24 protein-coding genes are annotated in these 26,189 nt (G+C 63.1%); 19 read left to right on the top strand and 5 right to left on the bottom strand.

Features of this window, described 5'->3' with window-relative positions; all coding sequences use genetic code 11:
- Positions 1–7: 7 nt before the first annotated feature.
- The 10 genes from cobA to AC5J09_RS22055 all read left to right on the top strand — a co-directional run bounded on the left by cobA (position 8) and on the right by AC5J09_RS22055 (position 9,692).
- On the top strand, positions 8–847 hold the full coding sequence (cobA, locus tag AC5J09_RS22100; protein ID WP_494298489.1) for a uroporphyrinogen-III C-methyltransferase: 840 nt from the start codon (positions 8–10) through the stop codon (positions 845–847).
- Positions 844–2,133, top strand: a complete 1,290-nt coding sequence (locus AC5J09_RS22095) for a cobyrinic acid a,c-diamide synthase CobB (protein ID WP_494298488.1) — start codon at positions 844–846, stop codon at positions 2,131–2,133. Before cobA ends, AC5J09_RS22095 begins: the two co-directional genes overlap by 4 nt.
- 2 nt (positions 2,134–2,135) lie before the next feature.
- Complete coding sequence (gene cobD, locus AC5J09_RS22090) at positions 2,136–3,137, top strand: threonine-phosphate decarboxylase CobD (RefSeq protein WP_100673736.1); 1,002 nt, start codon at positions 2,136–2,138, stop codon at positions 3,135–3,137.
- On the top strand, positions 3,137–4,123 hold the full coding sequence (cbiB, locus tag AC5J09_RS22085; protein WP_494298487.1) for an adenosylcobinamide-phosphate synthase CbiB: 987 nt from the start codon (positions 3,137–3,139) through the stop codon (positions 4,121–4,123). Before cobD ends, cbiB begins: the two co-directional genes overlap by 1 nt.
- Before the next feature lie 126 nt (positions 4,124–4,249).
- Entirely contained in the window at positions 4,250–4,537 is a 288-nt protein-coding gene (locus tag AC5J09_RS22080) for an acyl carrier protein (protein ID WP_010969581.1), read from the top strand.
- 170 nt (positions 4,538–4,707) lie between these two features.
- Positions 4,708–5,184 carry a 3-hydroxyacyl-ACP dehydratase FabZ family protein gene (locus AC5J09_RS22075; protein ID WP_494298486.1) on the top strand — a complete coding sequence of 159 codons (477 nt, stop codon included), beginning with the start codon at positions 4,708–4,710 and terminating at the stop codon, positions 5,182–5,184.
- A 2-nt stretch (positions 5,185–5,186) separates the two neighbouring features.
- Positions 5,187–6,389, top strand: a complete 1,203-nt coding sequence (locus AC5J09_RS22070; RefSeq protein ID WP_018095237.1) for a beta-ketoacyl-ACP synthase — start codon at positions 5,187–5,189, stop codon at positions 6,387–6,389.
- Between the two features lie 12 nt (positions 6,390–6,401).
- The gene (locus tag AC5J09_RS22065) at positions 6,402–7,685 is read left to right on the top strand and encodes a beta-ketoacyl-ACP synthase (RefSeq protein ID WP_494298485.1); all 1,284 of its coding nucleotides are present in this window, start codon (positions 6,402–6,404) and stop codon (positions 7,683–7,685) included.
- A gap of 43 nt (positions 7,686–7,728) precedes the next feature.
- The gene (locus AC5J09_RS22060) at positions 7,729–8,757 is read left to right on the top strand and encodes a zinc-binding dehydrogenase (protein WP_018095235.1); all 1,029 of its coding nucleotides are present in this window, start codon (positions 7,729–7,731) and stop codon (positions 8,755–8,757) included.
- Positions 8,758–8,768: 11 nt separating this feature from the next.
- Positions 8,769–9,692 carry a lipid A biosynthesis lauroyl acyltransferase gene (locus tag AC5J09_RS22055; RefSeq protein ID WP_494298932.1) on the top strand — a complete coding sequence of 308 codons (924 nt, stop codon included), beginning with the start codon at positions 8,769–8,771 and terminating at the stop codon, positions 9,690–9,692.
- A 233-nt stretch (positions 9,693–9,925) separates the two neighbouring features.
- Here the strand turns inward: AC5J09_RS22055 and AC5J09_RS22050 are convergent, their stop codons facing one another.
- The 4 genes from AC5J09_RS22050 to AC5J09_RS22035 all read right to left on the bottom strand — a co-directional run bounded on the left by AC5J09_RS22050 (position 9,926) and on the right by AC5J09_RS22035 (position 13,228).
- Positions 9,926–10,279 (bottom strand): VOC family protein, encoded by a 354-nt coding sequence (locus AC5J09_RS22050; protein ID WP_494298484.1) that lies wholly within the window; start codon positions 10,277–10,279, stop codon positions 9,926–9,928.
- Positions 10,263–10,706, bottom strand: a complete 444-nt coding sequence (locus tag AC5J09_RS22045) for an SRPBCC family protein (protein WP_494298483.1) — start codon at positions 10,704–10,706, stop codon at positions 10,263–10,265. The genes AC5J09_RS22050 and AC5J09_RS22045 overlap by 17 nt, the downstream gene beginning before the upstream one ends.
- 103 nt (positions 10,707–10,809) lie before the next feature.
- Positions 10,810–11,727 (bottom strand): DUF6597 domain-containing transcriptional factor, encoded by a 918-nt coding sequence (locus AC5J09_RS22040; protein ID WP_494298482.1) that lies wholly within the window; start codon positions 11,725–11,727, stop codon positions 10,810–10,812.
- An 82-nt stretch (positions 11,728–11,809) separates the two neighbouring features.
- Complete coding sequence (locus tag AC5J09_RS22035) at positions 11,810–13,228, bottom strand: alanine/glycine:cation symporter family protein (protein ID WP_494298481.1); 1,419 nt, start codon at positions 13,226–13,228, stop codon at positions 11,810–11,812.
- Positions 13,229–13,656: 428 nt separating this feature from the next.
- On the opposite strand from AC5J09_RS22035, the gene gnd reads away from it, so the two are divergent.
- Together gnd and AC5J09_RS22025 are read left to right on the top strand one after the other, a co-directional pair.
- Entirely contained in the window at positions 13,657–15,087 is a 1,431-nt protein-coding gene (gnd, locus tag AC5J09_RS22030) for an NADP-dependent phosphogluconate dehydrogenase (protein WP_275597779.1), read from the top strand.
- Positions 15,088–15,307: 220 nt separating this feature from the next.
- Positions 15,308–15,574: a hypothetical protein gene (locus tag AC5J09_RS22025; RefSeq protein WP_275597780.1), complete on the top strand. Its 267-nt coding sequence runs from the start codon at positions 15,308–15,310 to the stop codon at positions 15,572–15,574.
- A 109-nt stretch (positions 15,575–15,683) separates the two neighbouring features.
- On the opposite strand, the gene AC5J09_RS22020 is transcribed toward AC5J09_RS22025, so the two are convergent.
- Positions 15,684–16,745 carry a LacI family transcriptional regulator gene (locus AC5J09_RS22020; protein ID WP_275598105.1) on the bottom strand — a complete coding sequence of 354 codons (1,062 nt, stop codon included), beginning with the start codon at positions 16,743–16,745 and terminating at the stop codon, positions 15,684–15,686.
- A 472-nt stretch (positions 16,746–17,217) separates the two neighbouring features.
- On the opposite strand from AC5J09_RS22020, the gene AC5J09_RS22015 reads away from it, so the two are divergent.
- The 7 genes from AC5J09_RS22015 (at position 17,218) to AC5J09_RS21985 (ending at position 26,111) form a co-directional block, all read left to right on the top strand.
- Positions 17,218–18,453 carry an ABC transporter substrate-binding protein gene (locus AC5J09_RS22015; protein ID WP_018095225.1) on the top strand — a complete coding sequence of 412 codons (1,236 nt, stop codon included), beginning with the start codon at positions 17,218–17,220 and terminating at the stop codon, positions 18,451–18,453.
- A 191-nt stretch (positions 18,454–18,644) separates the two neighbouring features.
- Positions 18,645–19,553, top strand: coding sequence for a carbohydrate ABC transporter permease (locus AC5J09_RS22010; RefSeq protein WP_100673725.1), 909 nt, complete (start codon positions 18,645–18,647; stop codon positions 19,551–19,553).
- Positions 19,546–20,484, top strand: coding sequence for a carbohydrate ABC transporter permease (locus tag AC5J09_RS22005; RefSeq protein WP_100673724.1), 939 nt, complete (start codon positions 19,546–19,548; stop codon positions 20,482–20,484). Before AC5J09_RS22010 ends, AC5J09_RS22005 begins: the two co-directional genes overlap by 8 nt.
- A gap of 6 nt (positions 20,485–20,490) precedes the next feature.
- Positions 20,491–21,576 (top strand): ABC transporter ATP-binding protein, encoded by a 1,086-nt coding sequence (locus AC5J09_RS22000; RefSeq protein ID WP_018095222.1) that lies wholly within the window; start codon positions 20,491–20,493, stop codon positions 21,574–21,576.
- Between the two features lie 92 nt (positions 21,577–21,668).
- A complete protein-coding gene (locus AC5J09_RS21995) occupies positions 21,669–24,143 on the top strand; it encodes a beta-mannosidase (RefSeq protein WP_494298480.1) in 2,475 nt (824 codons plus the stop codon).
- A 56-nt stretch (positions 24,144–24,199) separates the two neighbouring features.
- Positions 24,200–24,961, top strand: a complete 762-nt coding sequence (locus AC5J09_RS21990; RefSeq protein ID WP_324761904.1) for a sugar phosphate isomerase/epimerase family protein — start codon at positions 24,200–24,202, stop codon at positions 24,959–24,961.
- A gap of 16 nt (positions 24,962–24,977) precedes the next feature.
- Positions 24,978–26,111: a Gfo/Idh/MocA family protein gene (locus AC5J09_RS21985; protein WP_494298479.1), complete on the top strand. Its 1,134-nt coding sequence runs from the start codon at positions 24,978–24,980 to the stop codon at positions 26,109–26,111.
- Positions 26,112–26,189 lie beyond the last annotated feature (78 nt).

The raw sequence follows: 26,189 nt of genomic DNA, 5'->3' as shown, positions 1-26,189 counted from the left end.
TCGACCGATGACCGACATGTTTGCCGGCCTGCCTGATCTCGAGCCGGGTTCAGTCTGGCTCGTCGGCGCGGGCCCGGGCGATCCCGGCCTTCTGACCCTGCACGCAGCCAACGCGCTTCGCCAGGCGGATGTGATCGTTCACGATGCGCTGGTCAACGGTGATTGCCTCAAGCTCGCCAAAGCGAGTGCCGCACTCGAATTTGCGGGCAAGCGCGGCGGCAAGCCTTCGCCGAAACAGCGCGATATCTCGCTGCGGCTGGTCGAACTGGCACGTGAAGGGAAGAGGGTCCTGCGCCTCAAGGGTGGCGATCCCTTTGTCTTCGGCCGCGGCGGAGAGGAGGCGCTGACCCTGGTCGAGCACCGCATCCCGTTTCGCATCGTTCCCGGGATCACCGCGGGCATAGGCGGGCTTGCCTATGCCGGTATTCCGGTCACGCATCGGGAGGTGAACCACGCGGTGACTTTCCTCACCGGCCATGATTCTTCCGGCGTCGTGCCGGACAGGATCAATTGGGAAGGCATTGCCAAGGGCTCTCCGGTGATCGTCATGTACATGGCGATGAAGCATATCGGCCAGATCTCGGCCAACCTGATCGCCGCCGGCCGCTCGCCGGACGAGCCTGTGGCTTTCGTCTGCAATGCCGCGACGCCGGAGCAGGTCGTGCTGGAAACCACGCTTGCGTCCGCTGAGACCGATGTAACCGCTTCGGGGCTCGAGCCGCCGGCAATCGTCGTCGTCGGCGAAGTCGTCCGACTGCGCGCCTCGCTCGACTGGCTTGGCGCTCTCGATGGCCGGGCGCTCGCTCCCGATCCGTTTTCGAGCCGCATTCTCCGGAATCCGGCATGAATGGAGTGATGATTGCAGCCCCGAGCTCCGGCTCGGGCAAGACCACGGTCACGCTCGGCCTGATGCGGGCATTGAAACGGCGCGGGCTCTCGATCGCGCCTGGAAAGGCGGGACCGGACTATATCGACCCGGCTTTTCACACGGCTGCCAGCGGCAAACCCTGCTTCAATTATGACCCTTGGGCAATGCGCCCCGAACTGCTCCTTGCCAATGCGGCGGCTGCGACGGAAGACGGGTCGGTGCTGATCATGGAGGCGATGATGGGCCTCTTTGACGGCGCGGCGGATGGCACGGGCGCGCCGGCGGATCTCGCCGCAGCACTCGGACTTGCAGTGATCCTGGTCGTCGATTGCGCGCGCCTCTCCCATTCCGTGGCCGCCCTGGTTGGCGGCTATGCCCGTCACCGCGACGATGTCCGTGTCGCGGGCGTCATTCTGAACAAGGTCGGCAGCGACCGGCATGAGGGAATGCTGCGCGATGCGCTTGCCGGCATTGCGATGCCGGTCTTCGGCGTGCTGCGGCAGGACGCAGCACTGAAGCTGCCCGAACGCCACCTGGGCCTCGTACAGGCAGGCGAGCATGGATCGCTGGAAGCCTTCATCGATCACGCGGCAATGCGGGTCGCATCGGGTTGCGATCTCGAGGCGGTGCTTGCTGCGGCGACGCCGCTGACGGTGGGAGAGACGGCCGGGACGCTAACGCCGCTCGGCCAGCGGACAGCCGTCGCACGCGACGTGGCCTTCGCCTTCTGCTACGAGCATCTTCTTTCCGGCTGGCGCGGGCAGGGGGCCGAAATCACGCTCTTCTCGCCTCTTGCGGACGAGGGGCCCGATCCGCTTGCCGATGCGGTCTATGTCCCCGGCGGTTATCCCGAGCTTCATGCGGAACAGCTCTCCAATGCTTCGAATTTCCGCGCTGCCATGCACAAGGCCGCTGGAGACGGGGCGCGCATCTTCGGGGAGTGCGGCGGCTACATGGTGCTGGGCGACGGGCTTGTCGCGGCGGATGGCGGGCGTTACGAGATGCTCGGGCTTTTGCCGCTCGTCACGAGCTTTGCCGAACGCAAGCGGCATCTCGGCTACCGGCGCGTGACACCGGTCGACGACGTGTTTTTCCGCGGACCGATGACCGCGCACGAATTTCACTATGCCACGATCGTTTCGGAGGGAGCGGCTGAGCCGCTCTTCACGGCACGGGACGCGGCAGGGCTCGATCTCGGCCGCGCCGGCCTCCGTCGCCGGAATGTTGCCGGCTCCTTCATGCATCTCATCGATTTCTCGGAATGATCATGGCTGCTCCCATCATTCATGGCGGCGGGATCACGGAAGCTGCAGCGCGCTTCGGCGGCACGCCCGACGACTGGCTTGATCTCTCGACGGGGATCAACCCGTGTCCCGTCGCCCTGCCGGAAATCGACGGGCGCGTCTGGCACCGATTGCCCGATCAGCATGTGGAAGAGGCGGCGCGTGCGGCGGCCAGGGGCTACTACCGAACCGGCGAACTCATGCCATTGCCGGTGCCCGGAACGCAGGCCGTCATTCAATTGCTCCCGCGGATCGCGGTTCAGGGAAAGCGCGTCGCCGTATTTGCGCCGACCTATGGCGAATATGCGCGCGTTCTGAAAGCCGCCGGCCTTTCCGTCGACTCCGTCACATGCGCCGGTGATCTCCAGACGGCGCACGGCCTGGCGGTCGTCGTCAATCCGAACAATCCGACGGGACGGCTCTTTCCGCCGGAGGAAATCCTTGCAATGGCGGAAGCGATGCGGGTGCATGACGGCCTGCTCGTGGTGGATGAGGCCTTCGGCGATCTGGAGCCGGACGCAAGCGTCGCCGGACACGTTGCCGCCAATGACAACCTCGTCGTTTTCCGTTCTTTCGGGAAATTCTTCGGTCTTGCGGGCCTTCGGCTCGGCTTTGTGGTCTCGAACCGGTCGATCGAGCAGTCGTTTCGTGACTGGCTCGGCCCCTGGTCGGTCTCGGGTCCGGCACTTGCCATTTCGGCGAAGCTGATGGAAAGCGACACGCCGGGGATCAAGGCCGGCATCGCGGAACGCAAGGCCGCGCTCGACGCGGTGCTTCTCGGCGCGGGGCTCGAGGTGGTCGGCGGCACCGGCCTGTTCACGCTCGTAGAACACGAACGGGCTTACGATCTTCACGCGGCGCTCTGCGAGGCGCATATCCTGACGCGAAAGTTCGACTACGATCCGCGCTGGCTGCGTATCGGATTGTCGCCGAACGCGCAGGGCGACCGTCGTCTCGCCGAGGCTTTGAACCGGATGGGTGTGTAGTGTCGGCTAAAATACTTCTGATCCTCGTGATGGCGCTGCTGCTGGACCGCATCCTCGGCGATCCGGACTGGCTCTGGTCGCGTCTGACCCATCCGGTGGTGTTCTTCGGCAAGGCGGTCGAATTCGTGGACGAGGCGCTTAACCGCGGCGAATTCACCAAGGCCTGGCTGAAATTCCGCGGTGTCGTCGGCATTCTGGTACTGCTCGCCGGAGCCACGGCCTTGGGTGTCGTGCTCGCTCGGCTTTTCGATGTGCTTGGCGCCCTCGGCTCTTTGCTCGAGGTTGTCACGGTGGCCGTCTTTCTCGCCCAAAAGAGCCTTGCCGATCACGTTTCCCGGGTTGCCGTCGGCCTGCGACGCGATGGGCTTGCGGGTGGCCGCAAGGCGGTATCGATGATCGTTGGACGCGATCCGAACACACTCGACGAGCCGGCCGTCTGCCGGGCGGCGATCGAAAGCCTTGCGGAAAACTTTTCAGACGGCGTCGTCGCTCCCGCTTTCTGGTATGCGGTTGCCGGACTTCCCGGACTTCTTGCCTACAAGATGCTGAACACGGCCGACTCGATGATCGGCCACAAGAGCCCGAAATATCTTCATTTCGGCTGGGCTTCGGCGCGGCTCGACGACCTGGCGAACCTGCCCGCGGCCCGGCTCTCGGCCCTCCTGATTGCGGCCGGCGCCTATTTCCGGCGCGGTGCGGAAGCGGCGAAAACCGCAATCGAGGTGGCGCGGCGCGATCACGGACTTCACCGCTCGCCCAATTCCGGCTGGCCCGAGGCTGCGATGGCAGGCGCCGTCGGCATTCAGCTTGCCGGCCCGAGAATCTATGGTGGCGTGAAGGTCGACGAGCCCATGATGAACGATGCCGGACGTGCGGTTGCTGCCATAGAGGATATCGAGGCTGCGGTCACCGTCTTCTATGCGGCCTGCTCCGTGATGGCGCTCGCCTTCGCGATCGTCGCCTTGCCGCTTCTGGTTTTCTTCTAGGTAAACGACCCTCTCCTGGCGGTTTAGCAACATCTGTTTCAAATCGCGGTGGCAAAAGCCTGTGGGGCATTGGCTTTTCCGGTGCATTTTTCTATAGGGTTCGCCAAGACTCGAATTTTAAGAGGTATGCGCGTGACAGCTACATTCGACAAGGTTGCCGATATTATCGCGGAAACGAGCGAGATCGATCGCGAGACGATCAAGCCGGAAAGCCACACGATCGATGATCTCGGCATCGACAGCCTCGACTTTCTCGACATCGTTTTTGCGATCGACAAGGAATTCGGCATCAAGATCCCGCTGGAGCAGTGGACTCAGGAAGTCAACGAAGGCAAGGTCTCGACCGAGGAATACTTCGTGCTGAAGAACCTCTGTGCCAAGATCGACGAGCTGCGGGCCGCCAAAGCGGGTTGAGGAAGCCTCAAGCGGCTTTCCGCGTGGATTACGCTTTCATCTGCGATCGGAGTTTTAGCGATCATCGCTGACACGGATCGGCCCTTTCCCGATGCCGCCTGTCGCGCCCCGCGCTTGACAGGCGGCATCGGCATTTTTACTTGAGCGCGAAACGAATGGGATGAGCCTGAATGCTCCTTGAATATTTCCAGATGATCGACCGGGTCGAAACCGTCGATCTGTCGGCAGGCCGTCTCGTGGCGCGCTCGGTCGTGCCGGAGAAGAGCCCGGTATTCGAGGGGCATTTCCCCGGCTATCCGCTGGTCCCGGGCGTGCTGCTTATCGAAACCATGGCGCAGGCTTCCGGTTTTCTCGTGCTGGCCGCCACGAAATTCGCCGCAATGCCGTTCCTGATGACGGTCGATGGTGCCAAGATGCGCAGCTTCGTCGAACCGAATGCCGAGCTTGAGATAGAGGCTCTGCTCGAGCACGAGGGATCCGGCTTTGCCGTGACGAAGGCCAGGATTGCGTCTGGCGGCAAGAAGATATGCGATGCCCAGCTGAAGCTGAGGACGATTCCGTTCGACCAGGTGCCGCTGAGCGACATCGTGCGCAAGCGTGCGGAAGAACTGGGGCTCATGGCCGCGATGGCCGGTTCGGAGAAGTGAAGATGAGGAAATCCGCGAACGATGTGGTGATCACCGGGGTAGGCATCGTGACGAGCCAGGGCGTCGGCGCCGAGCCTCACGTGGCGCTGCTCGGCGCGGCCGAGCCGCCTGAGGCCCGCATAGAGACAGAACGTTTCGCACCCTATCCGATCCATCCGTTGCCGGAAATCGATTGGTCGCAGCAGATTCCGAAACGGGGCGATCAACGGCAGATGGAGAACTGGCAGCGCCTCGGCGTTTTCGCTGCCGGCCTGGCGCTCGACGACGCTGGTCTCAAGGACAACCTCGAAGCCTGCGGCAGCATGGACATGATCGTCGCGGCCGGCGGCGGCGAGCGCGACATCAATGTCGACTCGCTCATCGTCGACGAGGCGCTGAAGCGCAACGACCGCGAACGGCTCTTGAACGAGAAGCTAACGACGGAACTGCGCCCGACGCTGTTTCTGGCGCAGCTTTCGAACCTTCTCGCCGGCAACATCTCCATCGTGCACAAGGTTACGGGTTCGTCGCGCACTTTCATGGGCGAAGAGGCGGCCGGCATTTCCGCGATCGAGACGGCCTTTGCCCGCATCAAGGCCGGTCAGTCGAGCCACACGCTCGTCGGCGGTGCATTTTCGGCCGAGCGTCTCGACATCGTCCTGATGATCGAGGCGATCCAGGGCCATGCGCTCGGTGAATGGCATCCGATCTGGTCGCGCAGGCCCGAGGACGGGGGCGGTATGATCCTCGGCTCCGTTGGCGCCTTCCTGGTTCTGGAGTCGCGCGAATATGCCGAGTCGCGCGGCGCCCGCATCTATGCGACGATCGATGCGATCGGCGGCGACCGCGGCAGCCGCGAGGACGGGCGGCTCGAAGCGCGCCTCAGATATTTGTCGAAACCGGCCCTGGAGCTCGATCCGCAGTCGACCGTCGTCTTTTCCGGCACCTCGGGCTTCCATGACCTTGCCGGACGGGAGAAGGCGTTTCTCGAGACCGAACTCGCCGGCCGGCCTGTCCGTGCCTATGGCGGGCTCGTCGGTCACGGCATCGAGGCGCAGTTTCCGGTCGGCATGGTCCTGGCCGCGCTCTCGCTCGGACACGCAGCCAAGGTTCCGCCTTTCGACCCCGCCGCCGAAGCCCCGATGCTGGCGCCGGCCAGGGCGGCGGTCGTTACCACCATCGGCCACTCCCGTGGCGAAGGCGTCGCCGTGCTTGCCGCGGAATAAGGAGCTCCAACTATGAGCAAGGCTTATAAGGACCACCTCGGCCGTCCGATCGTTGCTGTCACCGGCATGGGCGTCATCACCTCGCTCGGGCAGGGGCTCGCCGATAACTGGGCGGCGCTCACCGGGGGCGTATCGGGCATCCACAGGATCACCCGGTTCCCGACCGATGCTCTTTCGACCCGCATCAGCGGCACGGTCGACTTCATCGAGATCCCTGCGGAGAATGCCGTCGAGCGTTCCTATGCGATGGCGCGCGAAACGACGCTGGAGGCCCTGGCGCAGGCCGGCCTTTCCGGCGAATTCAACGGCCCGCTGTTCCTGGCGGCTCCGCCGATCGAGCCTGAGTGGAATGCCCGCTTCGAGCTTGCCGACCGATCGCCGCCGTCGAGCCAGCCGGGCGACGCCTATAACCGCTTCCTCGCGGCAATGCGGCAGAAGGCCGATCCGGCCTTCCACGAGGCCGTCCTTTTCGGCTCGATCTCGGAGCGTCTTGCCGATCGATTCGGCACGCGTGGCCTCCCGGTGACGCTTTCGACGGCCTGCGCATCCGGGGCGACCGCCATACAGCTCGGCGTCGAAGCCATCCGCCAGGGAAGGACCGACAGGGCGCTCACCGTTGCGACCGACGGCTCGGTCAGTGCCGAGGCTCTCATCCGCTTCTCGCTGCTCTCGGCGCTCTCCACACAGAACGAGCCGCCGGAAAAGGCTTCGAAGCCCTTCACCAAGGATCGCGACGGTTTCGTGATTGCGGAAGGCGCCGCGACGCTCGTGCTCGAATCGCTGGAAGCGGCGGTCGCCCGCGGCGCCCGCATCTACGGCATTCTCAAGGGTTGCGGCGAAAAGGCCGACCTCTTCCACCGCACGCGTTCCTCCCCCGATGGCGGACCGGCGATCGCGACGATCCGCGCAGCACTTGCGGATGCGGGCATCGACGAAGCCGGGATCGGCTACATCAATGCCCACGGCACCTCCACGCCCGAAAACGACAAGATGGAGTATCTGTCGATGTCCGCGGTTTTCGGCGAGCGGTTGCCGTCGATCCCGGTCTCATCCAACAAGTCGATGATCGGCCACACGCTGACGGCAGCCGGTGCGGTCGAAGCGGTCTTCTCGCTCCAGACGATGCTCAGCGGCACGCTGCCGCCGACGATCAACTACCAGAACCCCGACCCCGCGATCGTTCTCGACGTCGTGCCGAACGTAAAGCGCAGCCAGCAGGTGACTGCAGTGCTGTCGAACTCCTTCGGCTTCGGCGGCCAGAACGCCAGCCTCGTCATGACCGCCGAGCCGGCTTGAGCCGCTCGAGGACCGAATACCTGCCTGCCGCAAAGGAAAAACCATGCGCGCCCTGCAATTGCTCGATGACCGCAAGCTTGAAATCACCGATCTGCCGGAGCCGGAGGCGCCCGGTCCTGGCGAGGTGACGCTGCGGGTCAAGGCGGTCGCGCTCAATCATATCGACGTCTGGGGCTGGCGCGGCATGGCTTTCGCCAAGCGCAAGATGCCGCTCGTCATCGGCGCGGAAGCCTCCGGCGTGGTGGAGAGCATCGGTCCGGGCGTCGCCAATGTGCTCCCCGGCCAGCTCGTCTCGATCTACGGTGCGCGTACCTGCGGCCTCTGCCGCCCGTGCCGCGAGGGGCGCGACAATCTCTGCGAACATGTCGGAGGCGTCCATGGCTTCCATCTGGACGGCTTCGCGCAGGAGAAGGTCAACCTTCCGGCGCGCCTGTTGGTGCCTGCACCCCCGGGTGTCGATGAAATCGGTGCGGCGCTGGCGCCGGTCACCTTCGGTACCGTCGAGCACATGCTGTTCGACAACGCCAGGCTCGAACCCGGCGAGACGATCCTCGTCCATGCGGGCGGATCCGGTATCGGCACGGCCGCGATCCAGCTCGCCAAGAAGATCGGCTGCACGGTCATCACCACAGTCGGATCGGACGACAAGATCGACAGGGCGAAGGCTCTCGGTGCCGACCACGTCATCAATTACCGGACCGATCGTTTCGAAGGCGTCGTGCGGAAGCTGACGAAGAAAAAGGGCGTCGATGTCGTCTTCGAACATGTCGGCAAGGATACCTGGGCGGGCTCGATGCTGTCGATGAAGCGTGGCGGGCGCCTCGTGACCTGCGGCTCGACCTCCGGCGTTTCGACCGACATGAACCTGATGATGCTGTTTCAACAGCAGCTGAAACTGCTCGGCTCCTTCGGCTGCCGCATGGAGAACATGGCGAACGCCATGCAGAAGATGGGGCGCGGGCTCGTTCACCCGGTGATCGATACCGAGGTGGGGCTCAACGATATCGACCGTGCGCTGGAGCGTATGGAGTCGCGCCAGATCTTCGGCAAGATCGTGTTGCGGATGGATTGATCTTCGTGCGGATGCTGATCACACGGCTGGTGCTTGCTGCGGATCGTTTCCGTCAATGGTCGATCGCGCAGTTCGTCCTGCTGCTTCTCACGATACTGAAGCTTTTCCCCCCGGACATGGCGATCAACTTCATGGATCGCGTTGCCCGCTGGATCGGACCGAAGACCGGTCGTCATAAGCTGACGCTGATCAATCTGCGCAATGCCTTTCCCGAGAAGAGCGATGCCGAGATCGCGGCGATCGCGCTCGAAAGCTGGGGTAATATGGGGCGGCTCGCCGCCGAATACGTGTTCCTCGATCAGCTCTTCGACTTCGATCCGGCGCGCGCGGAGCCGGGCAGGGTGGAGGTTTCGGGCATCCCTCTCTTCCTGGAGCTGCGAGACAATCCGCGGCCGTTCATCGTCTTCACGGCCCATAGCGGCAATTTCGAAATGCTGCCGGTTGCCGGCTCGGCTTTCGGCCTCGACGTGACGGTGCTCTTCCGGCCGCCGAACAATCCCTATCTCGCCGATCGGGTATTCGAATTCCGCAAGGAGCGCATGGGCAACCTCGTGCCGTCGCATGCCGGCTCCTCCTTCGCCCTTGCCAGGCAGCTCGAACGCGGCGGCGGAGTCGGCGTGCTCGTCGACCAGAAGTTCCGCAAGGGCCTGAAGACGAGGTTCTTCGGGCAGCCCGTGCAGACGAACCCGCTACTTGCCAAGCTCGTCCGCCAGTTCAATTGCGAGGTCTATCCGGCCCGTTGCATTCGCCTGCCCGGCAACCGCTTCCGGCTGGAGCTCGAGCCGGCGGTCGAAATCCCCCGCAGGGCCGACGGCAGCGTCGATGTCACGGCAACGGCGCAGATGTTGAACGACAAGGTCGAGAGCTGGGTTCGCGAATATCCGGGCCAGTGGCTCTGGTATCATGACCGCTGGCACATCAAGCGGACGATTTGAGCCGGTCTCTGACGGACATCTTTCCCCTCGGAAGCTGCCGCCTCCTTAAATCGGTGCCGATTTAGGGATTGTCTCGAGTGCGCCGGGCATGCGCGAAGAGAACCGTGACGGCGTCAGCCGAAGGAGGAAACGAGATGGCACAGGAATGGCCGATGTTCATCCTGCAGTGCATCGTCGTCTTCGGGCTCGTCGGCGCGCTGTTCATCCGCTTCGGCGAATGAACAGGCTTACGGCTACTGCGCCGACCACACCGCCAGCTCATAGCCATCGGGGTCGGCAAAATGGAACCGCCGGCCGCCCGGGAAGGTGAAGATAGGCTTCAGGATCTTGCCGCCCGCGGCTTCGACCCGTCGCTGAGCGTCCTCGATCTGGTCGGCATAGATGATGACGAGCGGACCGCCGCTGCGAACCGGACCAAGTGTGGTGAAACCGCCCGTCAACCGCCCGTCGGCGAACTCGCAATATTCCGGGCCGTAATCCGTGAAGGTCCAGCCGAAGGCGCTGCCGTAGAAGGCCTTGCTCGCGGCGATATCCGTCACAGTGAACTCGACATAGTCGATGCGTTTGTCGTTACCTTTGCTGGCCATTGGCTTTGCCGCCTTCCTGCTTGTGATTACCGGTTTCCAGGATGGATTTGAGCGCGGCAAGATCCTTTTCGACCCAGGTCGCGTCATCGGCGAATTGCGCATCGGTCATGCCGGGCTGCCTGAGCAGGGTGAACATGACTTCCGCGCCGTCGCCGTTCGGCACGACGCGAAGCGCATTGTGGACGCGCGCGCCGTTATCGAGTGTCACGAGGTGGTCGACCACACCGAATTCGTTGTCGGCGACGAAGCGGACGCGGGCATTGCCGAGAGGCCCGGGTGCGATCCACTCGTCGCCGTCGCGCGTGAGCCCGGAGGAGAGACCGGTCGCCCAGAGCGGCATCTTCTCGTGGTCTGCCATGAAGGCATAGACCTCGCGCCAGTCGCGCTCGATCGAGGTGTGGATAATCCGGGCCGTCATCGTCGCCATGCGTTCCTCCGTCCTGGAATTTATAGCATTGCTCCGGGCAACGGTCTTGAACGAAACGGCCAACCTTGCCGCCGACGGGCCCATGCACCTAAAGTCTTTTGAGTCAGTCTGTTATGTGGGAATTCTCAACCCGGCCAAGGCCGAAGCGCGCGGCCAACTGTCGCTGGATTTCGCGCGGCGTGAAAGATGTGAGCCCTCTTACCTCCCGGGCAAGATGGGCCTGATCGGCATAGCCGGCATCGGCAGCAATGTTTGCCAGCGTGTCCCCGGGCCGCGCGCGGCAGGCGGCCAGGAAGCGCTGCAGGCGCAGAATGCGGTCGAGGGTCTTTGCGCCGTAGCCGAGATGCTCGTGGCACAGACGGCGAAATGTCCGCTCGCTGGTACCGATCTCACGGACAAGGGTCCGGACGGGATCGTCTAAGGTCAGCCGGTCGACCTGAAGATGGGCGACGCAAGCCGCAATGTCCGGCGGCGGAGGCTCGGCGCCGGCGGATAGGCGTCCAAGCAGAGCCGCAGCAAGAACGCCGAGCCGCTCCGGCGTGCTCGCTGCTTCGCGCATCCGCGCCTCGATTTCGTTCGCAGCCGGACCCCAGACGAGATGGAGCGGCACCGTTTGGCCGGTGATTTCGCGGAGCGGCGTGCGTAACCACGGCGCCGCCGCGCCGATCCGGAACCGAGCGCCGATGATGGTTTCGCCGGCAGGAAGCTTCGGAAAGGCGGCGACCCTGTCGGGACCGACGATGGCCAGCCCATTCGACGACCAGATGATGTCGCTGCAACCGTCCGGGACGACGGCGATGGTCGAGGGGGCGCCGTCGGGCATGCGGTGCAGCCAGAGGCATTTGAAGTAGGAGGCGAGCGCCGCAGGGGGCGACTGCTCGCGGTAGATTCCGCTCGTCTGGGCGAGCGCGGGAGGGCAGAGCCTCGGCCTATCGACGCCTGGACAGCCGGCCGCAACCTCCCGCTGGAGCCGGTCGGCGGCGCCAGCGTCTTTGTGGTATGCCGGGCAGGACGTTCCCATTGCCCTTTTTTGCGCCGGCGAACCCGCGCGGTCAATGCCCTCTCACCGAGGCAAGGAATGCCTCGGCGGTCCCGCCCTGTCGCTAATCGCGCGACCAGATCTCGCCATCGATCTTTCCCTGCAGCTCCGGATAATCGGCCGCGTGGAAAACCGGGACGGCGCCCGCTTTGCGCTGTTCGAAATAATCTTTCGTCAGCTTTGCGATGGTCCCCGAAAGGAGCAGGATCGCGACGAGATTGATCGTCGCCATCAGTCCCATGGAGGCGTCGGCCGCGTCGAAAACGGTGCTGATACTTTCGTAGGCTCCCCAGACGACCATCGCCAGCGTGGCGCAACGCATGATCATAAGCCCGAGTCGGTTGCCCCCGCCGAGATAGGTCAGCGCGTTTTCGGCGTAGGAATAGTTGCCGATGATCGAGGTGAAAGCGAAGAAGAAGATCGCGATGGCGATGAAATAGGTCCCGGCCGAGCCGATATGCGTGCTCATCGCCGCCTGTGTGAGCTGTGTCCCGGTGACGCCGGAGCCGGGTTCCAGCGTGCCCGAAAGCAGGATCATCACCGATGTCGCGGTGCAGATCAGTATCGTGTCGATGAAAACGCCCAGGGACTGCACGAAGCCCTGCGACGAGGGATGGTGCGGTACAGGCGTCGCCACGGCTGCGATATTCGGGGCCGAACCCATGCCTGCCTCGTTCGAGAAGAGGCCGCGTTTGACGCCGTTGAGCATCGCCGCAGCAATCCCGCCGGTGATGCCGCCGGCCGCTTCCTGAAAGCCGAAGGCGCTCGAAATGATCGTCCAGAGTACGCCCGGCACCGCCGAGGCATTTGCGATCAGCACGTAGACAGCCGTGAGCAGATATGCCGCGGCCATGAAGGGGACGACAATCTCGGCGACGCGGGCAATCTGGCGGATGCCGCCGAAGATCACCACGCCGGAGAGTAGCGCAACGGCCACGCCCACCGCGAGTTTGGGCACGCCGAAGGCGCCCTCGACCGCATCGGCGATCGAGTTTGCCTGAACGGCGTTGAACACGAGACCGAAGGAGAGGATGAGGCAGGCCGAGAAGATCGTGGCCGCCCAGGGCGCATTGAGGCCGCGAGCGATGTAGAAAGCCGGCCCGCCGCGGTATTGCCCGTCCTCGTTGCGTATCTTGTACAGCTGAGCCAGCGCGCTCTCGGCATAGGCGGTTGCCATGCCGACGAACGCCACGATCCACATCCAGAAGGTCGCGCCCGGTCCGCCGAGATAGAGAGCGACCGCAACGCCGGCGAGGTTACCGGTTCCGACACGTGAGGCGAGGCTGACCATAAGCGCCTGGAAGGGGCTGATTCCGGCCGCATCCTTGCTGCCGCCGCGGCTTAGCACCCGGAACATTTCGGCGAAATGAACGATTTGGGGAAAACCGAGCCGGACCGTGAAAAAGAGGCCGACCGCAAGCAGACCATAAATGAGCACATAGCCCCAGAAGATCGTGTTCAGAAAGCCGATGATCGTTTCCATACGGTCCTCGCTCCTATTGCATTGGAGGTTGCGCCGGCCCCATTCCCGTCGCGCGGGGACTCGGACGTGTTCTGCGGCATTAGGGCGCAAACTCGACTTAGATCAAGGCTCTACGGGGCCGGATCGGGCAGAACACGGGGCAGGAGGCGATATATCCCGTGGATTCGCTTCGGACGCATGTAGAATGAGGATGTAGAGGGTGCCTTCCGGCGCGTGTTCACGGCGTCGAACAGGGGCCGGAAAAGGTTTGATTTTGTCAGGAACGGCTTGTCGTAAATCGATTTGAATGCCAAAACAGCCTCCGCCGCCGCGTGCCGTCGGTCCCTGATTTTCTGGGGGTGACAGACACGCGCAGATCAATTCGAAGGGCCGGCACGCGCGCGATTGCGCGCCGTGGCCGGCTCTCCCTGTCCAATGGAGGCAATCACGTGTCACAGGCGGAAATCGGCCTAATCGGTCTCGGAGTCATGGGCTCGAACCTGGCCCTCAACATCGCTGAAAAAGGCAACAGGATCGCCGTTTTCAACCGCACGGTCGACGCGACGCGCAAATTCTATGCTGAGGCCGGCGCGCTGAAGGACCAGATCGTTCCCTGCGAAACGATCGAAGAATTCGTCGCCGCCATCCGCCCGCCGCGTCCGATCATCATCATGATCAAGGCCGGCGATCCGGTCGACCAGCAGATGGAGGCCCTGAAACCCCATCTCGCCAAGGGCGACATCATGATCGATGCGGGCAACGCCAATTTCCGCGACACGATGCGCCGTTTCGAGGGCCTGAAGGATTCGGGCCTCACCTTCATCGGCATGGGTGTCTCCGGTGGCGAGGAAGGCGCCCGTCATGGGCCCTCGATCATGGTCGGCGGCACGGAAGAATCCTATCGTCGCGTCGAGAAAGTTCTGACCTCGATCGCTGCGAAATACGATAGCGACCCCTGCGTCGCCTGGCTCGGCGAGAACGGGGCGGGGCACTTCGTCAAGACGATCCACAACGGCATCGAATATGCCGATATGCAGATGATCGCCGAGATTTACGGCATCCTGCGTGACGGATTGAAGATGACGGCACAGGAGATCGGCGAGGTCTTCGGTGCCTGGAACAAGGGCCGGCTCAACTCCTACCTGATCGAAATCACCGAGAAGGTCCTGAAGGCCGCCGATCCGCTGACCGGCAATCCCATCGTCGATATGATCCTCGACAAGGCCGGTCAGAAGGGCACCGGCAAGTGGTCGGTGATCGAGGCGCAGAACATGGGCGTGCCGGCGACCGCAATCGAAGCGGCGGTCGCAGCCCGCAGCATCTCCTCGGCGAAGGAAGAGCGGGAAGCCGCCGAGAAGGTTCTCGGTCTGCCGCCGGTCGGCGAAATCAAGGTGGCCGACAGGGACGCTTTCATCAAGGACCTGGAAAACGCGCTGCTCGCCGCCAAGATCGGCGCCTATGCGCAAGGCTTCGCAGTGATGGCAGCGGCCTCGAAGGAGTTCGGCTGGAACCTGCCGATGCCCACGATCGCAAAGATCTGGCGCGCCGGCTGCATCATCCGCTCTCAGTTCCTCGACGAGATCACCACCGCCTTCACCAAGGCACCGGATGCGGCGAACCTGATCGTCACCCCGGCTTTCGCTGCCATGGTCAAGGAGAGCGATGGTGCATTGCGACGGGTGGTTTCGACGGCCGTCCTCGGAGGTCTTCCGGTGCCTGCGCTGGCCTCGGCGCTCGGCTATTTCGACAGCTACCGCCGCGGCCGCGGCACGGCCAATGTCATCCAGGCGCAGCGCGACTTCTTCGGCGCCCACGGTTTCGACCGTATCGATGGCGCAGACAGCCATCACGGTCCGTGGGGCAGCGGCCTGAACGCTTGAATTCGCATGAGTTTAGAGGGGTGGATGGCCGCCCCTCTAAAGCGGGGCGAGGAAAAGTGTGTGCGGTTTTCCGCCGGCATCCAGCGTCTCAACTTGTCATGAATCGATCACGGTCGTGATTTTGGGTCGAACCGACCTTAAATCATCGCGATCCGGCGACAAGTCCAGGCAAGCTCCGGCGTCTAAGATCTCAATAAGGGAGCCATTCGAGAAGGCAGGCATGAAATTCACAGTGATCGAAGGGGGCAAGGCGGCGGAGGTCACGGCCGCCGGATCGATGACCATCCGCGACGAGGCGGAGAGACGCATAAAGGCGGCCGGTTATGAGCAGTGGCGGGTGCGGAGTCTGGCAACGGGCGCGCCTATCCCGGGGCCAATCCGGTACCTGAAGATGCAGATCGATTTCGTCGCCGGAAAGCTCGAGCAGCTCAATCCCGTCCCAAGCGATTTTACCGATGACAAGTACTGGCCGGCCGCGAGGATTTGAGCCCTGCTGCGTCGGCGCGGAAGCGTTCTCCCTGGAGCGAGGTTTTCGGCGGGTCGGCTCCCTGTGGCAGGCCCAGGAATCAGCGGCGGCTGCAACAGGCACGGCAGATCTATGATACCGCCGACCTCGCCATCGGCGGCTGGAATTCCGGCTGGCTGAGGCTCTGAAGCGTATCTGGGGGGTGGCCTTCGATATGGCCGATCACAGCCTTTGCGAGCTCGCGCCCGGCAATGCGGATGTCCTCATACATCGTCATGACTTCCGGGCGCAGCCAGCGCAGGAAGTCGCTCGGCACTTTCGACACCATTTCGGCGTCCTCCCCGACCTTCTTGCCTGCCGCTTCGATCCCGGCAATCAACGCGATCGCGCCGGAACCGCTGCCGGACACCACGCCGTCGGGGGCATCGGGGGAGCGCATCAGCTTCTCGAACGCATCACGGATGGCAACCAGGCTGTGGTCGATGTTGACCTGGTGAAAGCTTACCGCTTCCGCGCCGAAGTCTTTCAGGCCCCGCTCGAAGCCGGTGCGCATGTGCGAATGGAAGGTCAGATTCGGCGGCGGTTCCAGGAGCACCAGCCGCCGCCTGCCGCGGTCGACGAGCTTGCGGACCGCCTCGTAGGCGAAGCGTTCATTGTCGAAGTCGTGATAGGGATGGATCAGCCCCATTTTGGTTCGCCCATGGGTGGCGAAGGGCAGGTGGCGCTCGGTTAGAAGCGTTACCCGCGGATCGTTGGGCTCGGTCCGCGAAATGATCACCCCGTCCGCCGCGCCGGTATCGAGAATGTAGCGGATCGGGCCGAGCGGATCCTTGGCCGAACTGTAAGGCGTCACGACCAGGTGGTATTGCGTGCCGGCGAGAATTTCGGTGATGCCGATGACCATGGGGCTGGTAATGCCCATGATCTCTTCCTCCAGCGTCAGCACGAGACTGATGACATTCGTCTTGCCCGTTCTGAGGCGGACGCCCGCCCGGTTGGGCTGATAACCGATCTGTTTTGCTACCAGGCGGACGCGCTCCTTGGTTTCCGCACCGATGTCCGGAGCATCCTTCAGGGCACGCGAGACGGTGGTAACACCGAGCCCGGTCATGAAGGCGATCGTCTTAAGGGTCGGTCTGCCGCCTTCGACCGGCGGCGCCGTCGTCGCTCTGTTCTTCGTCTTGCCATCCATGCCCGTCACGCCAATCCGCTCTCCTGAATCGCGGCCCTCGTCGCTACCCTTCAACCGGAGGCCGCGTCGCCCCGCCTTATATACGAACTACGGCTGCTGGCCACATCCGTCTACGCCTGAGTTCAACCCAAAATCTGTAACGATACAGGAGCGATGTCGAGCATTTTCGTTGCTGCAATGCGAAGGGCGTAACCCTCAGGTTGAGTTGCGCTGCGGAGAGCGTCGATGTGGCGTATGGGAAGCCATGAAAGGTTACGCCGAGATGAGAGATCTGGGAAAACGCACGAAATCAGGGAGATTATCACGAATTTGCCGTCGAATTTCTTGCCTCCCGACAGGCGTTCCGCCTACAGGTTATCGCTACCTGAGATTGTATTTGTGCATTTGTCGTGAATTGCCCGTTGTAGGTGTTGCGCGGAGAAAATCTTTGAACTAAGTTTTTCCGGCAACGTTACAGTGAGGGAGGACACTCATGAAATTGCGTTTTCTAGCTGCCGCTTTGGGCGCAGCCACTGCCTTGCCATTCGGCGCTGCCAACGCGACCGATCTCGAGGTCACGCATTGGTGGACTTCGGGTGGTGAAGCCGCGGCGGTTGCCGAGCTGGCGAAAGCTTTCGATGCGACCGGCAACAAGTGGGTCGACGGTGCGATCGCCGGCTCCGGGGGCACCGCACGCCCGATCATGATCAGCCGCATAACCGGCGGTGATCCAATGGCCGCCACCCAGTTCAACCACGGCCGTCAGGCGGAAGAGCTGGTGCAGGCGGGCCTGATGCGCGATCTCACCGACATCGCCACCAAGGAGAATTGGAAGGAAGTCGTGAAGCCCTCGAGCCTGCTCGACTCCTGCACGATCGAAGGCAAGATCTATTGCGCGCCGGTCAACATCCATTCCTGGCAGTGGCTGTGGCTTTCGAATGCAGCCTTCAAGCAGGCGGGCGTCGAAGTTCCGAAGAATTGGGACGAGTTCGTCGCTGCGGCCCCGGCGCTCGAGAAGGCCGGAATCGTTCCGCTCGCCGTCGGCGGCCAGCCGTGGCAGGCGGCGGGCGCCTTCGACGTGCTGATGGTTGCGATCGCCGGCAAGGAGAACTTCGAGAAAGTCTTCGCCCAGAAAGACGAGGAAGTGGCAGCCGGGCCTGAAATCGCCAAAGTCTTCAAGGCTGCCGACGATGCCCGCCGCATGTCGAAGGGCACCAACGTCCAGGATTGGAATCAGGCGACCAACATGGTCATCACCGGCAAGGCTGGCGGGCAGATCATGGGGGACTGGGCCCAGGGCGAGTTCCAGCTTGCGGGTCAGAAAGCCGGCGTGGACTACACCTGCCTTCCGGGTCTCGGCGTCAACGAGGTGATCTCGACCGGCGGCGATGCGTTCTACTTCCCGCTTCTGGAGGACGAGGAGAAGTCGAAGGCGCAGGAAGTGCTGGCGTCGACCTTGCTCAAGCCGGAAACGCAGGTGGCCTTCAATCTGAAGAAAGGCTCTCTGCCGGTACGCGGGGACGTCGATCTTGCGGCTGCGAACGACTGCATGAAGAAGGGGCTCGACATCCTCGCAAAGGGCAATGTGATCCAGGGCACGGACCAGCTTCTGTCGGCCGACAGCCAGAAGCAGAAGGAGGACCTTTTCTCCGAGTTCTTCGCGAACCACTCCATGACGCCGGAAGATGCGCAGAAGCGTTTCGCCGACATCATCGCGGCTGCGGATTGAGCGGCGCTCCAGGCCCCGCACTTTGACGGGGCTGATCTTCCCTCGCCGGGAGCACGGTGAAAACGCGCCGCCTGCGCTGATTTTGTCGGCGCAGGCGTGGCGGGCGAGGGAGGCAAACGGGCCTCAGCCGCCGGCGCATTGCCGCAGGTGCCCGATTACGTGAAAACCTTTTGCAGTTCGGAGGAGGAAACATGACAGGTCTAACACGTGGTTCGGCGCGGCCGAACCAGTGGCTGCGAAACCTGAATGCGAAGATCGCCTCTATCCCGATGATCCTCACGGCCTTGGTCATCTTCGTGGGCGGTACGGCCTGGACGGTCGTCTACTCCTTTACCAATTCCAAGCTCCTGCCGCGGCTCGCATTTGTCGGCTTCGACCAGTACGAGCGGCTGTGGGCCGCGCCCCGCTGGCTGGTCTCGATCCAGAACCTGGCGGTCTTCGGTTGCCTCTCGCTGATTTTCAGCCTGGTGATCGGCTTCGTGCTGGCCGCCCTGATGGATCAGAAGATCCGTTTCGAGAACACGTTCCGGACGATCATGCTCTATCCGTTCGCCCTGTCGTTCATCGTCACCGGCCTCGTCTGGCAATGGCTGCTCAATCCGCAATACGGGATCCAGTCGATCGTCAGGTCGCTTGGATGGACGAGCTTCTCCTTCGACCCGCTCTACAACTCGAACATCGTCATATACGGCATTCTCATCGCCGCACTGTGGCAGGGAACGGGCCTCGTCATGTGCCTGATGCTCGCCGGGCTGCGAGGGATCGACGAGGACATCTGGAAAGCGGCGAGGGTCGACGGCATCCCGATGTGGAAGACCTATGTGCTGATCATCATCCCGATGATGCGCGGCGTCTTCATCACCACTCTGGTGATCATCGCGAGCGGCATCGTCAAGGTCTACGACCTCGTCGTGGCGCAGACGAGCGGCGGCCCGGGGATCGCCTCCGAAGTGCCGGCCAAATACGTCTACGACTACATGTTCCAGGCGCAGAACCTGGGCCAGGGCTTTGCCGCCTCCACCATGATGCTCGTGACTGTCGCGATCATCATCGTGCCGTGGGCATATCTGGAGTTCGGAGGAGGCCGCAAGCGTGGATAACATCGCAAATAACAGCATGGCCGCGGCTTACGAGACTGCTCCCGGACTCGTGGCCGGCCCTCGCGGCAGAAAGCCGCGCAGGACGCTCTCCCGCCGCAATATCATCGTCTACGGCACTTTGATCGTCGTGGCGCTCTACTATCTTCTGCCGCTCTACGTGATGATCGTGACCTCGCTCAAGGGCATGCCCGAGATCCGCGTCGGCAACATCTTCGCTCCGCCGCTCGAGATCACTTTCGAGCCCTGGGTGAAGGCCTGGGCGGAGGCCTGCACCGGACTGAATTGCGACGGGCTTTCCCGCGGCTTCTGGAATTCGGTGCGCATCACCGTGCCGTCCGTGATCATCTCGATCGCAATCGCCTCCGTGAACGGCTACGCGCTCGCCAACTGGCGGTTCAAGGGCGCCGATCTGTTCTTCACCATCCTTATCGTCGGCGCCTTCATCCCTTACCAGGTGATGATCTATCCGATCGTGATCGTGCTCAGAGAAATGGGCGTCTACGGGACGCTGACCGGCCTCATCATCGTGCACACGATTTTCGGCATGCCGATCCTGACCCTGCTTTTCCGCAACTATTTCGCCGGGCTGCCGGAGGAGCTCTTCAAGGCCGCACGCGTCGACGGCGCCGGGTTCTGGACGATCTATTTCAAGATCATGCTGCCGATGTCACTGCCGATCTTCGTGGTTGCGATGATCCTCCAGGTGACCGGGATCTGGAACGACTTCCTTTTCGGCGTGGTCTTCACCCGGCCGGAATACTACCCGATGACGGTTCAGCTCAACAACATCGTCAATTCGGTTCAGGGCGTGAAGGAATACAACGTCAACATGGCGGCCACGATCCTGACCGGCCTCGTGCCGTTGACGGTCTACTTCGTCTCCGGCCGCCTGTTCGTCCGCGGCATCGCAGCCGGCGCAGTGAAAGGATAAGCAAGCATGACAAGCGTATCTGTCAGGGATCTGTCGTTGAATTTCGGCGCCGTCACCGTGCTCGACAGGCTCAATCTCGACATCGATCACGGGGAGTTTCTCGTCCTGCTCGGCTCATCCGGGTGCGGCAAGTCCACGCTGCTCAATTGCATTGCCGGGCTGCTCGACGTCTCCGACGGGCAGATCTTCATCAAGGACCGCAACGTCACCTGGGAGGAGCCGAAGGACCGCGGCATCGGCATGGTGTTCCAGTCCTATGCGCTCTATCCGCAAATGACCGTCGAGAAGAATCTCTCCTTCGGCTTGAAGGTCGCCAAGATCCCGCCGGCCGAAATCGACAAGCGCGTGACGCGTGCCGCGGAGATCCTGCAGATCCAGCCGCTGCTCAAGCGCAAACCCTCGGAGCTCTCCGGCGGTCAGCGGCAGCGTGTGGCGATCGGCCGGGCGCTGGTGCGCGACGTCGACGTCTTCCTTTTCGACGAGCCGCTGTCGAACCTCGACGCCAAGCTGCGCTCCGAACTGCGCGTGGAGATCAAGCGCCTGCATCAGTCGCTGAAGAACACGATGATCTATGTCACCCATGACCAGATCGAAGCGCTGACGCTGGCCGACCGGATCGCCGTCATGAAAAGCGGCGTGATCCAGCAACTCGCCGATCCGATGACGATCTATAACGCCCCGGAGAACCTCTTCGTCGCCGGCTTCATCGGTTCGCCCTCGATGAATTTCTTCCGGGGCGAGGTAGAGGCAAAGGACGGACGCAGCTTCGTTCGGGTCGGAGGCATCGCTTTCGACGTGACCGACTATCCGGCGCACACCAGGCTGCAGCCCGGCCGGAAGGTCGTTCTCGGTCTGCGGCCGGAGCACGTGAAGGTCGATGAGGCGAGGGACGGCGAGCCGGCGCACCAAGCGGTCGTCGACATCGAGGAACCGATGGGGGCCGACAACCTCCTATGGCTGACATTTGCCGGCCAATCCATGTCGGTGCGGATTGCCGGCCAGAGGCGCTACCCGCCGGGCAGCACCGTGCGCCTTACCTTCGACATGGGCGTGGCGTCGATCTTCGACGCCGAGAGTGAAAACCGCCTCTGACGAGCCGAGAAGGGGACCGGGATACCAGACTCGGTCCGTATCGATGAAACGGCGCCGGTGCAGGCCGCCCGGTGCACGAATGGATCATGGAAATGCCTTCCGAAACCCCGAACCGCGATTCCATCCGTATCGACCTTTCCGGCGATTGGCTGCTTGCCGCCGCCGACAACAGCCACGCCCTGACGATCGCGCTGCCGGGCGACGTGCACAGCGCGTTGCAGCGAGCCGGCATCATCGCCGATCCCTATCGCGGCCGAAACGAGGCCGATATCCAGTGGGTCGCCCGGAAAGACTGGGTGCTCGAGCGCACCGTCGTCATCGATGCCGACGATCTGAACGGGGGATGGTATCTCGACTTCGAAAGCATCGACACGGTCGCCTCGGTCTACGTCAACGATGAGCGCGTATTGCAGTCCGAGAATTGCTTCCGCCGTTATCGGCCCGACGTATCGGACGCGATCGTCGCCGGCGAGAACCGCATCCGCATCGTGCTCCATTCGGCAATTGCCGAGGGAGCGCGGCGGCAGGCGGCGCAACCCTTCTACGTGCCCTACCATGACGGCAATTCGCCGATCGCCAACGGCAACATGCTGCGCAAGCCGCAATGCCATTTCGGCTGGGACTGGAATATCGCCATCGCGCCGCTCGGGATCTACGGCTCGCTGGCGCTCTGCCGGCTGGAAACGGCTCGCATCGAACATGTCACCACGCGCCAGATGTGGCTGGATGACGGCTGCGTCGATCTGCAGGTGACGGTCCAGCTTTTCGCCCGCGATCCCGGTATCGTGCCGGTCCATTTCATGCTCGACGGCGTGCGCGAACGACTGGATTGCGCGGTCGGCGCCGGGGAAACGCGCCTTACCCATGTCTTCACGGTGCAGGAGCCCAGGCGCTGGTGGCCGGCCGGCAGCGGCGATCAGGCGTTCTCGACCCTCAAGGTGGAGGTGCCCGGCGAAATCGTCACGCGGCAGATCGGCTTCCGCACGATCGAGCTCGTCACCGACAAGGACCAGGCGGGAAGCCGCTTCGCCTTCCGGGTAAACGGCAGGGAGATCTTCTGCCGCGGGGCCAACTGGATACCGGCGGATGCGCTGATGTCGCGCGTCACGCCCGAAAGTGTCGAGGACCTTCTCCGCTCGGCGGTGGACGCGAACATGAACATGATCCGCGTCTGGGGCGGCGGCTTCTATGAGCCCGACTGGTTCTACGATCTTTGCGACCGACTCGGTCTGCTCGTCTGGCAGGACTTCATGTTCGCCTGCAATCTCTACCCGTCGACGCCGGATTTTCTGGAGAACGTTGCGGCCGAAGTGGACTATCAGGTCAGGCGGCTTTCGACCCATCCGTCCCTCGCGCTCTGGTGCGGCGACAACGAGCTTGTCGGCGCGCTTACCTGGTTCGAGGAGAGCCGCAGGGATCGCGACCGCTATCTTGTCTCCTACGACCGCCTGAACCGGACGGTCGAGGCGTCGATGAAGCAGGCCTGCCCGGAAGCGATCTGGTGGCCGTCCAGCCCCTCCGTCGGATACCTCGATTTCGGCGACGCGTGGCACGCCGACGGGGCCGGCGACATGCACTACTGGTCCGTCTGGCACGAGAACAAGTCCTTCGACAATTACCGCACCGTGCGGCCGCGCTTCTGCTCGGAATTCGGTTTCCAGTCCTACACCTCGATGCCGGTCATCCGGCAGTTCGCCGAAGCGCGCGACCTCAACATCGCCTCGCCGGTGATGGAGACGCATCAGAAGAATGCCGGCGGCAACGAACGCATCGCCGGCACCATGTTCCGCTACTTCCGGTTCCCCAAGGATTTTCCGAGCTTCGTCTATCTGAGCCAGATCCAGCAGGGCCTGGCGATCCGGACGGCCGTCGACTACTGGCGGTCGCTGAAGCCCCATTGCATGGGCACGCTCTATTGGCAGCTCAACGACACCTGGCCGGTCGCGTCCTGGTCGAGCCTCGACTATGGCGGACATTGGAAGGCGATGCACTACATGGCGCGCCGCTTCTTCCAGCCGGTTGCCGTTGCCGCAATTCCCTCCCCGGATGGGCGGGAAATCGCCTTCTCGATGGTGAACGACACGGCCGAGCCGGTGACGGTCGAGTTGCAGGCGTTTCTGGTTTCGCTCGACGGCACTCGGCAGCCGCTGCTCGCCGCCGCGGGGACGTGCCCGGCCGATCGCGCGTCGACGCTCGTGACCATCGCCGCGAAGGATATTCCACCCGACACGCTGCTCTTCTGGTCTTTCGAAGCTTCGAACGGGGCAACGGGCGAAGGACACTATGTCCACGGTACCTATAAAGCGCTCGATCTCGTGCCTTCCGGACTGACCATCGAGACGGCGCCTCGGCCGGACGGGGCCTTCGATGTCGCCGTAACGGCCGCCGGGCTGGCGCTGCACGTCATGATCGAGGCCGATGTCGAGGGACGCTATTCCGACAATGCCTTCGATCTGACCGCCGGCGAGACGAAGTCGATCCGATTCACGCCAAGGCTGCCGGTCGACGCGGGCGTGAGCCCACGCTTCAGCGCCTACGATCTCGAATCCTGCCAGGGAAAAGGGTGAGCCCCATTTTACGCGCACTCCCAGGCAACCGTTCAACGAACCACCAGGAGATTTCCATGAAAGACGTCAGCTTCCAGCTCTACAGCGCCCGCAATTTCCCGCCTTTTGCCGAAGTCCTCTCTGCTATCGGCTCCGCGGGCTACACACAGGTGGAAGGCTACGGAGCCCTTTACGCGGCCCTCTCGGATGCGGAGATCGCCGATTTCAAGGCCGGGCTTGATCGTAACGGCCTTTCGATGCCGACCGCGCATTTCGGCCTGGATATGCTGGAAAGCGACGCGCCCCGCGTGCTCGAGATCGCCGAGGCGCTCGGCATTCGCGCTATCTATTGCCCTTACCTGATGCCGGACCAGCGCCCGATGGATGCGGGCGGATGGCGAGCATTCGGGGCACGGCTGCAGGCGGCCGGCAAGCCGTTCCGCGACGCCGGGCTCGACTTCGGCTGGCACAATCACGACTTCGAGTTCCATGCACTCGCCGACGGCTCGGTGCCGCTCGACCAGATTTTCGCCGGCGGCCCGGACCTTTCCTGGGAGGCGGATATCGCCTGGATCGTGCGCGGCGGGGGAGACCCCTTCGCCTGGATCTCGAAATATCCGACCCGCATCACGGCCGTCCATGTCAAGGACATCGCGCCCAAGGGCGAGAATGCGGACGAGGATGGTTGGGCCGACGTCGGGGAGGGAACGCTCGACTGGAAGGCACTGATCCAGGCGCTTTCCAGAACCTCGGCCAAATATTTTGTCGCCGAACACGACAATCCCAGCGACTTCAGGCGTTTCGCCAAGCGCTCGCTGGCTTCGATTCAATCCTACTGATCGACGGAAAACTCCCATGACAAAAGAACTTGGTGTCGGCATCGTCGGATGCGGCAATATCTCCACGACCTATTTCAAGCTTGCTCCACTGTTCAAGGGCATTCGGATCGCCGCCTGTGCCGACATCAATCCGGCGGCGGCGGAAGCACGCGGCGCCGAATTCGACGTGACTGCGCAGAGCATCGATGCACTGCTCGCCAATCCGGAAGTTGACATCGTCGTCAATCTGACGATCCCGGAGGCGCATTTTCCGGTCTCGAAAGCCATTCTGGAAACCGGCAAGCATGTCTATTCCGAAAAGCCGCTTGTGCTCTCGCTGGAGCAGGGGGAGGAGCTAAGGAGAATTGCCACCGGAAAGGGGCTGACGGTCGGTTGCGCACCGGACACTTTCCTGGGTGGGGCGCACCAGCTTGCCCGCGCCTATATCGACGCCGGCAAGATCGGGCAGGTCACCTCCGGTACATGTCATGTCATGAGCCCGGGCATGGAGATGTGGCATCCGAATCCGGACTTCTTCTTCCTGCCGGGCGGCGGGCCGATTCTCGATCTCGGACCCTATTACATCGCAAACCTGATCAACCTGATCGGACCGGTGAAACGGGTCGGCGCACTCTCCTCCATGGCGAGCACGACGCGGACCATCACCAGCGAACCCAGAAACGGCGAGGTTATCCCGGTCAAGACACCCACCAACATTCACGCCCTGCTCGAGTTCCAGAACGGCGCAACCATCACGCTTTCGGCAAGCTGGGATGTCTGGTCGCATCGTCATGCGAATATGGAGCTTTATGGCACCGAAGGCTCGCTCTTCGTTCCGGATCCGAATTTCTTCGGCGGCACGGTCGAGGCGAGCGGGCGGAATAAGGACATCCAGCCGCTCAAAATGTGGGAACACCCCTTCGCCGTCAACAATTGGGACCATCCGCTCGGCCCGATCGCCAATTATCGGACGGCGGGGCTCGCGGATATGGCGGACGCAATCCTCAAGGGGCGCGATGCCCGCTGCTCGCTGGAACGCACGCTGCACGGTGTCGACGTGATGGTGTCGATCCTCAAATCCGGCGAGGAGGGAAGTTTCGTCACGCTGTCGACAACCTGCACCCAGCCGGCGGCGCTCGGCATTGAAGAGGCGCAGGCGTTGCTGCGCTGACCCTCCTCCGTTTACCGGAGCCTCGCGGGTGCCATCCGGCTGCCGGCACCTTCTCCCATTTTGATGGCGAGAAGGTGC

It is taken from the genome of Sinorhizobium sp., assembly GCF_059070375.1.
This window is presented reverse-complemented; position numbering and strand designations above follow the sequence as displayed.

What these genes read in the sequence shown, in the direction of transcription:
- AC5J09_RS22055 (WP_494298932.1), top strand. Translation starts at nt 8,769, where the DNA reads ATGCTGATCACACGGCTGGTGCTTGCTGCGGATCGTTTCCGTCAATGG.
- AC5J09_RS22070 (WP_018095237.1), top strand. Translation starts at nt 5,187, where the DNA reads ATGAGGAAATCCGCGAACGATGTGGTGATCACCGGGGTAGGCATCGTG.
- AC5J09_RS22000 (WP_018095222.1), top strand. Translation starts at nt 20,491, where the DNA reads ATGACAAGCGTATCTGTCAGGGATCTGTCGTTGAATTTCGGCGCCGTC.
- AC5J09_RS22025 (WP_275597780.1), top strand. Translation starts at nt 15,308, where the DNA reads ATGAAATTCACAGTGATCGAAGGGGGCAAGGCGGCGGAGGTCACGGCC.
- AC5J09_RS22065 (WP_494298485.1), top strand. Translation starts at nt 6,402, where the DNA reads ATGAGCAAGGCTTATAAGGACCACCTCGGCCGTCCGATCGTTGCTGTC.
- cobA (WP_494298489.1), top strand. Translation starts at nt 8, where the DNA reads ATGACCGACATGTTTGCCGGCCTGCCTGATCTCGAGCCGGGTTCAGTC.
- AC5J09_RS22010 (WP_100673725.1), top strand. Translation starts at nt 18,645, where the DNA reads ATGACAGGTCTAACACGTGGTTCGGCGCGGCCGAACCAGTGGCTGCGA.
- AC5J09_RS22015 (WP_018095225.1), top strand. Translation starts at nt 17,218, where the DNA reads ATGAAATTGCGTTTTCTAGCTGCCGCTTTGGGCGCAGCCACTGCCTTG.
- AC5J09_RS22075 (WP_494298486.1), top strand. Translation starts at nt 4,708, where the DNA reads ATGCTCCTTGAATATTTCCAGATGATCGACCGGGTCGAAACCGTCGAT.
- AC5J09_RS22020 (WP_275598105.1), bottom strand. Translation starts at nt 16,745, where the DNA reads ATGGATGGCAAGACGAAGAACAGAGCGACGACGGCGCCGCCGGTCGAA.
- AC5J09_RS22045 (WP_494298483.1), bottom strand. Translation starts at nt 10,706, where the DNA reads ATGGCGACGATGACGGCCCGGATTATCCACACCTCGATCGAGCGCGAC.
- AC5J09_RS21985 (WP_494298479.1), top strand. Translation starts at nt 24,978, where the DNA reads ATGACAAAAGAACTTGGTGTCGGCATCGTCGGATGCGGCAATATCTCC.
- AC5J09_RS22095 (WP_494298488.1), top strand. Translation starts at nt 844, where the DNA reads ATGAATGGAGTGATGATTGCAGCCCCGAGCTCCGGCTCGGGCAAGACC.
- AC5J09_RS22060 (WP_018095235.1), top strand. Translation starts at nt 7,729, where the DNA reads ATGCGCGCCCTGCAATTGCTCGATGACCGCAAGCTTGAAATCACCGAT.
- AC5J09_RS22050 (WP_494298484.1), bottom strand. Translation starts at nt 10,279, where the DNA reads ATGGCCAGCAAAGGTAACGACAAACGCATCGACTATGTCGAGTTCACT.
- cobD (WP_100673736.1), top strand. Translation starts at nt 2,136, where the DNA reads ATGGCTGCTCCCATCATTCATGGCGGCGGGATCACGGAAGCTGCAGCG.
- AC5J09_RS21995 (WP_494298480.1), top strand. Translation starts at nt 21,669, where the DNA reads ATGCCTTCCGAAACCCCGAACCGCGATTCCATCCGTATCGACCTTTCC.
- AC5J09_RS22080 (WP_010969581.1), top strand. Translation starts at nt 4,250, where the DNA reads ATGCGCGTGACAGCTACATTCGACAAGGTTGCCGATATTATCGCGGAA.
- AC5J09_RS22040 (WP_494298482.1), bottom strand. Translation starts at nt 11,727, where the DNA reads ATGGGAACGTCCTGCCCGGCATACCACAAAGACGCTGGCGCCGCCGAC.
- AC5J09_RS22035 (WP_494298481.1), bottom strand. Translation starts at nt 13,228, where the DNA reads ATGGAAACGATCATCGGCTTTCTGAACACGATCTTCTGGGGCTATGTG.
- AC5J09_RS21990 (WP_324761904.1), top strand. Translation starts at nt 24,200, where the DNA reads ATGAAAGACGTCAGCTTCCAGCTCTACAGCGCCCGCAATTTCCCGCCT.